Origin of the sequence: Pedobacter frigoris (genome assembly GCF_032678645.1) — a bacterium.
Classification (GTDB): Bacteria; Bacteroidota; Bacteroidia; order Sphingobacteriales; family Sphingobacteriaceae; genus Pedobacter; species Pedobacter frigoris_A.
This window is the reverse complement of the sequence record NZ_JAVTSP010000009.1, coordinates 104,495-118,658: the sequence shown is the minus strand read 5'-3', so window position 1 is coordinate 118,658 and position 14,164 is coordinate 104,495. Positions and strand designations below refer to the sequence as shown.

The window sequence follows — 14,164 nt, the reverse complement described above, 5'->3', positions numbered from 1 at the left end:
ATTTAGTTAAAATGAATTATATAATCAACACAATGAAAAGTTATTATAAAATTTCGATTGGAATTCTAATTCTTCTTGCGGGTACTGCTAATTTCTCCTGTAAAAAGATTAACGATGTGAAATCGACAAGGCTGGCCACCGATGAAACCAATTGGAAAACACTGGAGGATGCCAGGGCAAACCTATTTTCAGTATACGGTTTACTGCGTTCGGCCGTGGTTTCCGACAATGGTCATTGGTTAATGGGTGATTTGAGAAGAGGGGACTTTACAGTAACTACCCGGTCCGATATGAAGGCCATTGTTAGGGGGCAGCTCAATGCATCGTACCCGGTGATCAATAGGCTGACTAACTGGCGTAGTTATTATGCAGTGATCAGTGCAGCCAGCTTATTCATAGAACGGGCGGGCGAAATACGTCGTATAGAACCACGTTATACTGAGCAGAATTTTAAGGTGGACATTGCACAGGCAAGGATGCTCCGTGCTTTCACCTATTTTTATATGTGCAGAATCTGGGGAGATGTTCCATTATTGACATCATCTCATGACGGTGATTTTGTAAAGGCAGGAAGAACATCGCAGCAGAAGGTTCTGGCATTTGCTACAAGCGAAATATTGGAGGCGGCACAAGTGTTGCCTTACATCTATGGCGGCTCTGATCCAATTCTTCCCGGTGCATATTATGCTGGTGGTTGGGATACCTGGCATGGTGCTCTTTGGACCAGGATGTCAGCTTATGTAATCCTGGCGCATATTGCCGCATGGGAAGGCAACTATAGGGATGCGGCGGATTACTCGAAGTTTGTGCTGGACAATGTAGCTCAGCAAGTTGGAAAGGGAACAGAAGACCTGGCTTACCTTGATATGAATGGACTTACCGAGAATTCGGGAAGCAGTCCTTTTGCAGGCAAGAGAACCACTGCGATTGTAGGATTTCCATTCGACTATGTGAATGGTTTGTCGACTGCAAACGGCCACATTGAACAGTTGATATTGGCATCGCCATACATCCCTAAGGTGCAGCCGGAAATGTTTGTTTCCAAAGACAGTATTCTAAAAATATTTACTTCGCCAACAGACTTACGTCATAGTATAGATGTCGCATCTGGCTTATACAGGACTAATTATTTCTATGGACTGGATTCGGAAAGGCCAATTTTCAAGAAAATAAGAGTAATAAATCCGGCAACAGCCCAAGGTAAACTGACCTTCTATAACTCTACAATGGTGTTTAGCCGTCTGGAAGAGATTACCCTATTGAGAGCAGAAGCACTTGCAGTTTTGGGCCAAAAAGATCAGGCGCTGATAGAGCTGAACAAAGCAACCGCATTAAGAGGTATTACTTTCACTACTGCCAATACTCCTGATGTCATCAATGCAATTTTTGAAGAGCGCAGAAGGGAATTGATGGGTGAGGGCTGGAGATGGTATGATATCGTGAGGCTAAACAGGATCAAAAACAGCAGTGCAGAATTTGCAGAAAAAAATGGTCAAAAGCTAACCTTCAAAGAATTTGAGGCCGCAGGCGGAATATATTGGCCGGTCTCAGAAGACGTGATTACTGCAAATCCAATAATTACACAAAATCCTTACTGGCAATAATTATTGCAAAAATATACGACATGAAAAATCTAATTTTTAAAATATCTACAGTTGTTTTTTTGGCGGTGGTAAGCATGTATTTAAGTGCATGTAAAAAGGATAATTCCTTCTATCACGACTATGTGAACACCATACAAACATTTGAAGGATCGGCTATGGAATACCTTAAGGCTCAGCCGGATGGAACATTCGACTCTTTATTGTTGGTACTGGATAGGTACCCGGATTTAGCAGACTCCTTGACCAGCCAGCAGGTTACCTTGTTTGCCCCTGTTAATAAGAACTTTCAGGCATCAGTAAAATACCTCAATTTGAAAAGAGCTGCTGATGGAAAGCCATCAATCTATCTTTCGAATGCCAGCACTGATGAATTGAAAGCCATCATGTGTAAATACATCATCAGAGGAAATAGAAATACTGATGATTATGTTAATGCTGCGGATGGTATCCAGTTGCAATCTATAATAACCAATTATCCGATGCACGTTAAGTACGTGAAATTAAGTTCCTCCGGATATGTACGCGGGGGAGCAAGTGTGTTAAACTTCAGTGACACACATGGGTCTTCATTTACAAATGCATGGACTATCGCCTCTACAAACTCAGTAAATATCAAAACAAATAATGCAACCATCAATATCATATCGCCCTTGCATAATTTCGGCTTCAATGAATTCACGTCCAAATTAGATATATAAGCAATGATGAAAAATAATAAATACACATTAAAACTATTTTTATTGCTTCTTTCTGGAGTGATTTCACTTTCATCCTGTAGAAAGAATTTACCCGATGAAAGACAATCTATAGCCAAGGATTCAAAATACACACAACTGGTATATCAGCCGGTTTTGGGGAGGAATACTTTGTATGCCAATGTTTTTCAGTACGGGAACTCAAGCAGGCCATTAAACTTCAAGATTGTAAATATGAGAACATTTACAAATGAAGCTGCGCCAGAGCTTACCAATAACTATCCGGTTCTTGTATGGAAAAAAATATATGACGGGACAGAAAAATCTTTGGCAGAAATCGAAGCTAAGCGTGTGCTGGAAAACCATCCATTATTTGAGATCAGGCCCCATTCCGGTGAATTTATGATGTGGGCTGCTGCAAATTCAAATATGATAAAAGCACAGCCGGATTCCGGTTATGTGTTCGACGTAGAAATGTCGAACTCCGGCGGAAGGACATATTTTCAAAATCTGAGATTAAGACCCCTTCGCGAACGTAGTTATGAACCTTCAAATTTAGATCCGGTAACTGGTCAGGGAACTTCGGTTTCTGTAAATCCATCAGCAGTAAGTATTGTTGGCGAGCGTGGACAGCCGATGAGCACCAGGGACGTACAAGTTTTGTTTAAAAGAACTGGTAACGGGAATAGCCTGGCATTTAAGTTCATTGATACCTTGTCTAATCCAATCAATCCAGATAAGTTTGCTACTACAGACTGGCCAAATCTGGTACATGGTTTCAATATGGTGAAAGACGCTAATCAGGTGAAATACCAGGTTGCTTATCCTATACCTTGCACACCTTATCCCAGCAAATATACCTCTCCTTCCGGAGATCAAGCCCGTGTGGTATTCAGGTTCGAGAGATTGGGTTTTGGAGGAGTACTACAAAAACACTCATTGATTTTCAATTTTAACATTTTCCAGAAAGGTGATTGGGAGATTACTTTCTGGTTTACCCGGGACAAACCAAAATTCGAAAATGACTAATGAAACCAAATAGACTTAAACAAAACGTATTTCCAATGAAGTATTTTTATACAATATTGATATTATTGATTTTTGGTCATCAAAATAATTTGTTTGCACAACAACGCATTTCAGTTAGCGGAGTTGTCTACGATGGAGGCTCAAAATCAAAACAACCCTTACCTGGGGTAAGTATAATTGCCGACAACAAAGCTGTGGCCAACACAGATGGAGAGGGTAGATTTAAGGTTACCGTAGCTGCTGATGCAACAATAACTTTTAGGGCTATCGGTTATAAACCGCAGTCGGTAAAAGTTGGCAACAGAACAACCATTAATCTTACGCTGGAAGAAGACAATACCACCTTAAAAGAAGTAACTGTTACTTCAGGTTACCAAACAAAAACCAGAACATTGAATACCGGATCAGCAGTGACGATTACGAGTAAGGAGATTCAGGGACAACCCGCCGGAGATGTGATGTCACTCCTGCAAGGTAAAGTTGCCGGATTAAATATCCAGAACAGCACTGGTGCTCCTGGTTTCAGAGGCTCTGTAACCATTCGCGGTATTTCAAACATCAATGTTACCGGGGCGGGGAATTCTACTTTCCTAACGCCAACATCACCCTTATATGTGATCGATGGGGTGCCGGTAGATGATAATTCAGACTTCTCTTACGGATTTCAGACTGCGGGGCCAGGAACATCTCCTGCATCTCAGATCCCTCCTGAGGATGTTGAAACAATTACTGTCCTCAAAGATGCGGCAGCCACCTCGTTATACGGTTCAAGAGGTGCTTACGGAGTAATCTTAATCACAACAAAGCGAGGTAATTCGAAAGTGCCGGTAGTTCGCTATAACGGTTCAGCATTTATGTCAGCCGTGCCCCAGTTACGTCCGGTGATAGGAGGTAAAGATGAACGTCTGATGAGAATTGACCAGATTTTGCGGTATGATACATCTGCCAATCATGCAGTAGAACTAATTAATGATTTTCCTTTTTTATCGGATAGCTTAAATGCGTATTACAATAACTCTACCGATTGGCAATCCTATTTTTATAGGGCAACATTTAACCAGACACACAACTTAAACGTATCTGGTGGGGATTTAAGCTTTAATTATAAAGTAGCGCTTGGTCTTTACGATGAAAAAGGTATTCAGGAAAATACGGGTTATTCTCGTTACAACCTGAATATGAACATGACTTTTAATCCAAACCGCAGGTTTAAGCTGGAAGGACAACTGAATAATTCTATCCAAAAGCAACAGACCGGGAGTGGAAACGGACTTCAGAATGCAGGTGTAGCCTCAAGTAGCAGAACATCATCTTTACTGCCTTCTCCATCATTGTATTCCAGTGTCAATACGGTTTTGGCGGCGATGAGAACGGATAATGACAATAAAGTGTTGATTACTACCGCTACGGTCAATGCTGAATATGAAATATTTAAAAATTTCAAGGCAGGTTCTTATTTGAGTTACAATGGGCAATCGGGGACAAAAGATAATTTTTCTCCAGCTGCCCTAAATGGCAATCAATCGCAATATTATACTTATAATGACAGGGCTACTACAGTTTATAATCGTAATCAGCTGAGCTATGTCTATTCAATAAAAGAAGCCCACAACTTCAATTTGTTCGCGTTCTCAGAATTAAGGGCTTCTTTCTTTAAATCTGATGCTATTTTAAACGACAGGGGTGTTAATGACCAGCTAAGAGGACCATTGACCAACGTTAGAGATGGTTCTCGCTTATCGTACGGTGGTACATTGAATTATACTGATTTGAGAACAATTGCATTTGCTGCTGCATTCTCGTACAACTACAAGCAAAAATATGTTCTTGATTTAAATTATCGTATAGATGGGCTATCTACAAATGGACCGAATGCCGGGTACAAGAAAAATCCAGCTATTTCTGCCAAGTGGAATTTTGACAGAGAAGAATTTCTGGATTCGTTTGACTGGCTGGATTATGGGGACATCCGTCTGAGTTACGGTTCCAACATCCAGCCTAATGGGAACATCTATCAGGCATATGGCAAATATGTAGGCGGTGGAAACTACAATAATAGCGGATCCGTAGTTCCGGTGTTGAGCATATTACCCAATCTAAGTTTAGAGCCTACTAAAGCCACCACCTATAATGCTGGTTTTGACCTTGGTATATTTAATAACAGGTTCACTCTGGCTTTTGATACCTACTACAAGCAAAATGATAACATTTATCAGGAAAAGGCAATATCAACTGCCAATTCATATTCTACTATAGCTTCCACAGAAATTAGTAATGTAAACTATGGATGGGAATTTCAGGTGACCGGACGCCCCTTAAGTCTCAGCAGTCCGTTTAAGCTGGCGCTCACAGGAACCCTTGCTATTAATAGGGAGGTGCTTGCTGCATTGCCGGATGGACTGCGGGAAAGAATCTTTGCAGATGCATCTCTGGGTCAGGATATTTATTATCGTCTGGGGATCAACTCACTCTCAAATTATCTGTATAACACTAAGGGAGTATATAGCAATAAAGATCAGGTTCCTGTAGATCCACTTACAGGCTTGCCCTACCGGGTTGGCAACAATTCAGTGTTGAATTATTTCCGTGCAGGTGATCCTATTTTTACTGATTTGGATGGTAACTATGTACTGAATCAGTTTGATAAGGTGATTGCTGGTAATTCACAACCTCAGATTACAGGCGGCCTCACTACCCTGTTACAATGGAAAAGCTGGAGCCTGGAGGTAAACACCTCGTTCACTTTTAAGCGTGATATTTTGAATAATAGCCTGGCGGCTCAACTGGCCGGCTTTACCACGCCAACGCAATTAACCGCGCTCGTTCCAATTTCACAATATGATGTATATGCTAATCCTGGAGATAATGCTAAATATGGGAATGCCCTGGATTTCGTTAGAGCAGGAATTATCCAGCCGTTTAGAACAGCCCAGACCTTATTTCAGGAAGACGGTTCATATATCAAGTTAAATGCCGTAAAAGTGTATTACAATCTCAACCAGAAATTTACTCAAAGGTATGGGATGAATAGGGTAAGTATAAATGCTACAGCAGCCAATTTAGGTTTTATTACCCACTATTCAGGTCCCAATCCAGAAAATGTTACTGCACTCGGTAGAGATGATTCGGGTGGTTATCCACTTGCCAAGCAATTTGCATTGGGGTTAAACATTGAGTTTTAATTTCCTTATAAAATAACGATGAAAAATATTAAATATATTATAGCGCTAATGATTTGTATTGCTGTTGTTAGCGGCTGCAAAAAATTTTTAAACGTAACTCCTGTAGATGCACTCTCCGGCAATAATTTTTGGAAGACAAGAAAAGATGTAGAGGGATATACGAACGGTATTTACACGATACTAAGAGACAAGGTAGGTAAAACCATTTTCTTTCCGGCCTTAGAAATGAGGGGCAATTATGTCCTTACCTCCGGATCTATAGATGCAAGTGGGAACAATGTCGTGAATAATCTCATCAATAATAATTTAAAATCTATCGTTACTGCTTCGACAACATATGATACGAGGATCAAGACTATTATGAACTGGAAGCCGTGGTACGACATTATTTCGGCAAGTAATATTCTATATGCTGAGATAGACAAAGTACCTGATTCAGAACTTTCGGGAACTGAGAAAAAGCGTTTTAAAGCGGAAGCTGTTTTTTTACGTAATCTAAGTTACATGTTTCTTTGTAAGCTGTTTGGTGACGCCATCTATTACACCCAGGCTTACAACAATGTGCCACTACCCAGAACCGCTCAGGTAACTGTATTGACAAAGTGCATAGCTGATATGTCTGCGGTTAAAAACGATTTGCCAACTGCGTATGCAGATGCTGGTGCTAAAGGCTTGAGGCCTACAAGAGGAAGCGCAGTGGCATTGCTCATGCATTTAAATATGTGGGCATCGGCCTGGGATGAGCCTAATAAGAATAATTATTTTAGAGAAGTGCTGCAGTTGGCCGAGGAGATGGCTACTTATACAAATTATCGTGTTCTGCCGATTACACAAGAAAATACCAAATTGATTTTCAAAGGTCATAGCGATGAGAATTTATTTGGTGTTTTGCAGGACTTTAACTATGGGGAAATTTTTGAGGCATTTGCTAACTATTCGTTCTTTTTCTCTTATTATCCATATCGTGGAACAGTTACAAAAACTGCTAGTTTCATGTCCTACGATAAGGATTATATCACAAAGCTTTTTCCTACGGGTTCACCAGATGAAAGGTTGTCACTTTGGTTCGAAAACTATAATGCAGCAAATACCAGTTTCCAGTTCAAGAAGTTTGCTAATGTATATTCTACTGGTTTAGGTGCGGCTCTTTCTGTTAGTAGTGATGATAGTGCAGTTATATTCAGATTGCCAGATGCACTGTTACTAGCGGCAGAAGCGGCGGCAGAATTGAATGAAACCGACCTTGCTCAGGGCTATGTAAATCAAATTAGAAATGCCGCTTCAGCACCATTGATCACCTCGACTGGAGAAACTTTAAAAAAGGATATTTATAATGAAAGGTGCAGAGAATTGATCGGAGAAGGACATTTCTTTTTTGATCTGGTTCGCACAGGCCGGGCTACAGAGACAGAATTCTCAAAAGCAGTCATATCTGTTGGTAATTTTACGAATGGCGCCTGGACATGGCCGATAATCGTCCCTGCTTCTGAAAGTACAGCAAATCCTTTCTTCGTTGGTAATAATTTTTGGAATTAAATAATACACAAATGCAAAATAAAACATTATTACTGGCCTTCGGAACAATTTTAATCCTGTTCGCCAGTTGCAAAAAATACTACTTTGACTCCGGTACACATGATCCGAAGTATAACGGCTCCACATTGCAATACATGAAGTCGAAACAGCCGTTTTTCGATAGTACTTTGGTGATTATTAATCTGGCTGGATTAGATGACGTGGTAGGTAAGGAAAACGTAACTTTCTTTGCTCCACCAAGCGGATCAGTTTTTAAGTCCATCAAAAGGCTTAACATTGCCTTAAAGAGAGTCGGAAAAGATACGGTTTCACAACTGAATCAAATAAAGCCTGAGGTGTGGCGGGCCACGCTGTCTCAATATATATTTTCAGGGTCTTTTTTATTAAAGGATTATCCGCAGAGGGATACACTTGCTTATACAGCATATCCCGGTCAAAATTATTCTTCTTATGGAGGATATATAATGAATGTGGGTACAATATTTAATGATGCCGCGGGAGTCCAATATGCCGGTTACAGACAACTGTTTTTGGGCTATATACCAGATTTATCTAATCCACAGGTTGCCTTGCAAAACAACCCTGTGGCAACCTCTGATATTCAAACCAATAATGGTGTTTTACATGTGCTTACCAAAAGCAAGCATAACCTGGGGTTCAATACAGATGTTTTTATAGATCAGGTGATCGCTTCTGGTATTTTACCTCCAAATAAATAGATAATCAATTCATTATTAGTAAATAATAGTAGAAATGTTAGCAAAAATAAGATATAACTTTAGTTCCTTAATTGGTGTAGTGCTACTCTATGCTACGTTAATGACATCATGTGAAAAAAAGCAAGGAATAGGGAATGATCCATATAAAGGTGGAAAGAAAATAGCGTCATTCGCTTTCGTTTCAAAAAGTACTACCCCGGATATTGTTACAGCGGGGGCAGTTCTGGATCTCAAGGTTAGGGGATTAGATAGTTTAGGAGGCGACTTCAAGCTTTTTGTAAATGAATTGGAGGCCGAGGTAAAGGACTATACTGACACCACTATCCGGTTTACCGTTCCTCTAACAGCAAGCACAGGTAGCGTTTGGATTACTTCAAAGGGTGAAACATTTTTCGGTCCGATAATTAAAGTCGGTGGAAAAGTAAGTGTTGACGCATCCTTTAAGATAATTAATGGCGCAGCCGCTCTTCCTGGCAGCGGTGGTACAACTGTGTACGATGTTGAAAAACTGCCAAATGGCAGATTTTGGTTAACCGGGGCATTCAGTAATTTCGAACAAAAAGGTACTGCGGCTTTACCAATAGGTGGTATTGTACAGCTAGATGCAAACGGAACATACCTTACTACTGACATCAATTTTGGCAAAGGTGTGTTGGGTGGCGCAAAAACAATTTATTCTGTGGCCAGGATTCCAGAAGGAGCTCAGGCTGGTAAATTTATTATTGCAGGTAGCTTTAACGGTTATAACGATAGTCGTTCGAATAAGCTGGTTTTAAATAACGTAGCCCGCTTAAATGCAGACGGCAGACTTGATGAGGTGATTACGACAGAAATCATTAACCCTAAACCTACGGAGACAAGGAAGAATACGGATACCGTTCCTTCGTTTAACGCAGGTGTAGACGGCATTGTCAGAAAAACCTTCGTTTTAGGAGAACAAATCTATATTGTAGGGGACTTCCAAAATTTTAAAAGAATATACCTTCCAAACTCAACCTATGATGAAAAAGTATACGATGTAACGCGAATGAGGCAATTGATACGGGTAAATGCAGACGGCTCAATGGATTCTACTTTTCATTACAATAAGTCTACCAGACAAAGTGCGGCCGGTGCTAATGGGATAATCTTAGACGCGGCCATGCAGCCCGACGGAAAATTAATACTGACAGGCAGCTTTACTGCTTTTAATGGCGTAACTGTCAATAGAATTGTCCGGTTAAATTTAGATGGATCTGTAGACCAGTCATTCAATTCAGGCTCCGGTGCTGACGGAGATATCTATTCTATTAAATATAATACCATCACCAATAAATTTGCTTTAAGTGGCAGTTTTACCAGCTTCAACGGCAAGCCCGCTTCTGGTCTTGCGTTGTTGAATGCGGATGGCTCAAATGTAACATCTTTCAATGGCCAACAGATCACTGGTGGTATTGCCACCTTTGCAGCGCAATTGAATAACGGAAAAATTATCGTCGCGGGTGGGTTTAAAAGATATGGTACCTATTTACGACAAGGGTTTATGGTACTTGAAGCAGATGGACAGTTGGCTGTTGGTTACAACAATACAGGCGGGTTTCAGGGAAGGATTTATGATATGGTGGAAACGGCGGTTGGAAACGGGTCTCAGGTCATCCTGGTAGGCGACATTACCCGATTCAACTCCACGTTGCCTAAAAATGTATTGAGGTTGATTATTTCAAATTAAGGACTCCTTATTAATATAGTTATGAAAAAGTTTATAAAATTGAAACTCTTTATTCTAGGATTAGTCCTGGGCATTTCATCTTGTAACAAAGATTTCAAAAACACATTACCTGCTTCATTTAAAAATGATACATTAAATTTGGGTAGCGGATCAAGAAAGGTTCTCTATATCATTCTGGATGGGGTAAGGGGTAATATCGTTAAAAGTTTGGCACCTGCTAACCTTACCAAGATCACTGCAAATGCTACTTTTACTTACGATGGATTGAGTGATAACAAACGGAACACACTCACAAATGCTGCGGCCTGGGCTAATATGATCACAGGTGTAGATTATACACTGCATAAAGTTACCTCTGAAGATTTTGCCGGGTTCGACCAAAATGCTTCACCAACTGTGTTTTACCGTTTAAAGGATAATATCAGGAAATACACCAGTGCGTCTTTTGCTTCCAGTCCAGCATTTAATGACCAATTGGCAGCGGATGCAAGTATCAAAGGGACTTTTCAGGATGACGATACTAAAGTTAAAGATGCTGCTGTGAAGAATTTATCAGAAAATAACACGGATTTAATAGTTGCTCAGTTTCATGGAGCGGAGGCGGCTGGCATAGCAGGTGGATACACCCCTGCAAACGCTAACTACGTATCACAAATAAATAATTTAGATGGCTATGTAGGCGAATTGCTAACTGCTTTAAGCAATAGGAAGGACTATTCGAAAGAAAATTGGCTGGTTATTGTTTCATCGAGTAAAGGTGGAAGTACTGGCGTGCCCCCAGGTTCTGATCTGTATTCCGATAACTCAAGAAACACTTTTGTTAGTTTTTATAATCCTAAGTTTTCGAGTGAGGTTGTTGAGAAGCCGGATGTAAATAGTTTCCCATATCAGGGTATAGCACCAAATTTCTTTGGAAACAGTACGGCTTTCGTGAATGCGAAACTAGGGAATACCACCACGGGTGAATTCGGCGTAAGTGGAGATTTTACATTAATGTTGAAAATCAGGGTTGATCATGCCCAAGCCGATTTTGCTCCTTTTATCGGTAAAATTCTTTCTTGGTCGGGCAATACCAATAAAGGTTGGGTATTATACAGTTCTGGTAATAACTGGGTAGCCCGTATAAACGGTGGGGGGGCTTTCGCACGCTCAAATGTTGCAATCAGGGATGGTGTCTGGCATACCATTGCGCTTCGTATTTACAATAGCAATGGTAGAAAGATGAAAACTTATACTGATGGTGTCCCAGGTGATGAGGGTTCCATAGCTGCGGATTTTTCTGCGCCAAATATCCCCTTAACAATGGGATACATTCCACATAGTGAAAATAAATCGATAAATGTATTGATAAAGGATGTTGCGATTTACAATGTCGCAATACCAGAGGCAGAAATGATTCCATACATGCGTAAAACCATAAGGGTTCCAACTGATATCTACTATAATAATCTGGTTGGATATTGGCCATGTGATGAATTGGACGGTGCTATTATCAAGGATGCCAGCGGTAAAAGTTCAGATTTTACTTTTGCGGGGACACCGACAAGGAAGCCTTTTAGCGATGTTTCTAAAAACATATCACCTGAAATATCGGATGCCGCATATACCGTTGTTCCTAATGGCGTAGACATACCTTATGCAATATATAATTGGATGAATATTGTGGTGCCAAACAACTGGAATCTTATGGGCAAACTCTATTTGCCGTCAAAAACTTATCCAACCAACTAATCAGGAAATTATGAAAAAAAATATATTATTAATACTGTCTGCCTGCACATTGCTTTTTTTCGCTGAAGGATGTAAAAAGTATGGGTACGATATTCCGGATGGTTACCCTGATAATTCAGGCAATGTTGCTGATGGGGTAATAGATACCAATATGAAGCTGATCGATAAAACCATGTATGCCAAGGCAAAGGTATTCCCTGGTCTGGTAGATGCTTCTGAACCTCGGGTTCAAAATGAAAAATTTACGCTTGATTTAAATTTTACAGATCAAACTACAGGTAATTTACGTATTACTGTTGCGCCTGACCCTCAATTTAGCACAGGTTATTACGCAGCACCGGGTGAATTGATCAAAATCGAAGTGCCTTTGGGTATCGAAGGCCTTACTGTTCAAATAGGTGGCCATACCGATAACCTTTCAGGAAAATCCCCGCTTTTAAGGGACCCGATAGTATATAATCGTCAAAGAATTTATTCGGGTGTAAATTATGTGAGGAATTTATATGGCGGTACTATATACATAATAGCTAACAGGGCGTATCCCAATCCGGTTGAGTTTACCATTACCAATGCCTGCGTTTCTCCGGATTTTATTCTGGGGAAAACTACAGATGAACAGTTTAAAGCCAAGGTAGCAGCGTCTAAAGTGCCCTGGCTGGAATTGCGCTCTAAGCGGGTAATATACCTGGTACCGAGGGATAAGGTGTTGGCCAGATTATCATCTGATGCTTTCAAACCTACCGAGGTAATTACCAAATGGAATGAAATATTTGATCAAGACTATAATGCCTGGATGGGTTTGTCAGACGACGCACAGGATCCCAGGGACAGAAGCCCTCAGGGAGCATGGAGAGGCGCGCTGGACATACAAATCACCATCGGGTCCGCACATTCCGGATTTCCTTTTATGGCACAAAATACCTACTATTGGTTTGATAGTTTTACCAGCCTGGATGTCTTGAATTTGACTCATGGTGAAGGTATGTGGGGTACATTGCATGAATTTGGGCACAATTGTCAGCAACCTAGTATCTGGAGCTGGAGCACCCTCGGAGAGACTACCAACAACCTTTTTAGTTTTAAATATGCACATAGATTAAATGCTCCCGATTACAATATATTACATCCCGGTCTTCCTAAATTGTGGCCGTCTACATTGGCCTGGGCGTCAACATTATTGCCGAAAAACTTTAATGGAAGTGACGCCGCAATTGCCAATCCTTTTTCCAGACTAGTGCCGTTTGTACAGCTTTTGGAGGTTTATGGCTACGATGCGATGACTCACCTGTATACCGAAGCGAGACATGCCGAGCGGTTGAACGGAAGTGACATTGCTAAACAAAACTTCGTTTATGAAAAATGGAGCGATTATAAACAAATGGATTTAGCGCCATTTTTTGATGCATGGGGAATTGCCTTGAGTCGCGGGATTAAAGATAAGGTAGCTGCTAAATATCCGGAGATGCCAAATAAAACATGGGAATATGATCCGGTTAAACGTACTGGAGGCGATACTAAAATCACCTATCCATATGTTCAAACCATTTCAAATATTAATCTGTCGGAAGGATCGGGAAATAACCTGACCGATAATAATACATCTACATTCTGGATTTCTCAGAAAACTCCGGCATTGGCTGCGGCAACCGCTTTTCCAATTAATATAGTGTTGAAAGCTTCGAGGTTTCCAATAGACATCAAAGGTATCACACTTACACAGCAACAGGGTAGTGCAAATTATGCCAAGGACATGGAGGTGTTAGTAGGTAATGACGATAGCCAATACACTTCCGTAGGTACTTTTACCTTGCCTGCCAACAATGCAAAATTCAATTATAATTTCACTGGAGGTGTCGTTAATGCGAGGTTTGTCAAGCTTGTGATAAAAAATGCAGTAACAATGTCTACCACAAATGCATTTACTTCTCTTTCAGAATTTAACATTGTAAAGCCTTAATTA

9 protein-coding genes are annotated in these 14,164 nt (G+C 40.6%); all 9 read left to right on the top strand.

Translation table 11 applies throughout. The features are described from left to right. Positions 1 to 32: 32 nt before the first annotated feature. From R2Q78_RS20935 to R2Q78_RS20895, 9 genes are read left to right on the top strand one after another with little or no spacing between them, the layout of a single operon-like run. Positions 33 to 1,604: a RagB/SusD family nutrient uptake outer membrane protein gene (locus R2Q78_RS20935; RefSeq protein ID WP_316794522.1), complete on the top strand. Its 1,572-nt coding sequence runs from the start codon at positions 33 to 35 to the stop codon at positions 1,602 to 1,604. A gap of 20 nt (positions 1,605 to 1,624) precedes the next feature. Next, positions 1,625 to 2,302, top strand: coding sequence for a fasciclin domain-containing protein (locus R2Q78_RS20930; RefSeq protein WP_316794520.1), 678 nt, complete (start codon positions 1,625 to 1,627; stop codon positions 2,300 to 2,302). A 3-nt stretch (positions 2,303 to 2,305) separates the two neighbouring features. Next, positions 2,306 to 3,328: a DUF5007 domain-containing protein gene (locus tag R2Q78_RS20925; RefSeq protein ID WP_316794519.1), complete on the top strand. Its 1,023-nt coding sequence runs from the start codon at positions 2,306 to 2,308 to the stop codon at positions 3,326 to 3,328. A 35-nt stretch (positions 3,329 to 3,363) separates the two neighbouring features. Then, positions 3,364 to 6,510, top strand: a complete 3,147-nt coding sequence (locus R2Q78_RS20920) for a SusC/RagA family TonB-linked outer membrane protein (protein WP_316794518.1) — start codon at positions 3,364 to 3,366, stop codon at positions 6,508 to 6,510. An 18-nt stretch (positions 6,511 to 6,528) separates the two neighbouring features. After that, positions 6,529 to 8,046: a RagB/SusD family nutrient uptake outer membrane protein gene (locus R2Q78_RS20915; RefSeq protein ID WP_316794517.1), complete on the top strand. Its 1,518-nt coding sequence runs from the start codon at positions 6,529 to 6,531 to the stop codon at positions 8,044 to 8,046. An 11-nt stretch (positions 8,047 to 8,057) separates the two neighbouring features. Next, the gene (locus R2Q78_RS20910; protein ID WP_316794516.1) at positions 8,058 to 8,765 is read left to right on the top strand and encodes a fasciclin domain-containing protein; all 708 of its coding nucleotides are present in this window, start codon (positions 8,058 to 8,060) and stop codon (positions 8,763 to 8,765) included. Between the two features lie 34 nt (positions 8,766 to 8,799). Further along, complete coding sequence (locus tag R2Q78_RS20905) at positions 8,800 to 10,473, top strand: DUF5008 domain-containing protein (protein WP_316794514.1); 1,674 nt, start codon at positions 8,800 to 8,802, stop codon at positions 10,471 to 10,473. Between the two features lie 21 nt (positions 10,474 to 10,494). Next, the gene (locus R2Q78_RS20900; RefSeq protein ID WP_316794513.1) at positions 10,495 to 12,204 is read left to right on the top strand and encodes a LamG-like jellyroll fold domain-containing protein; all 1,710 of its coding nucleotides are present in this window, start codon (positions 10,495 to 10,497) and stop codon (positions 12,202 to 12,204) included. A 10-nt stretch (positions 12,205 to 12,214) separates the two neighbouring features. Beyond that, a complete protein-coding gene (locus R2Q78_RS20895) occupies positions 12,215 to 14,161 on the top strand; it encodes a M60 family metallopeptidase (protein ID WP_316794511.1) in 1,947 nt (648 codons plus the stop codon). The last annotated feature ends 3 nt before the right edge of the window (positions 14,162 to 14,164 follow it).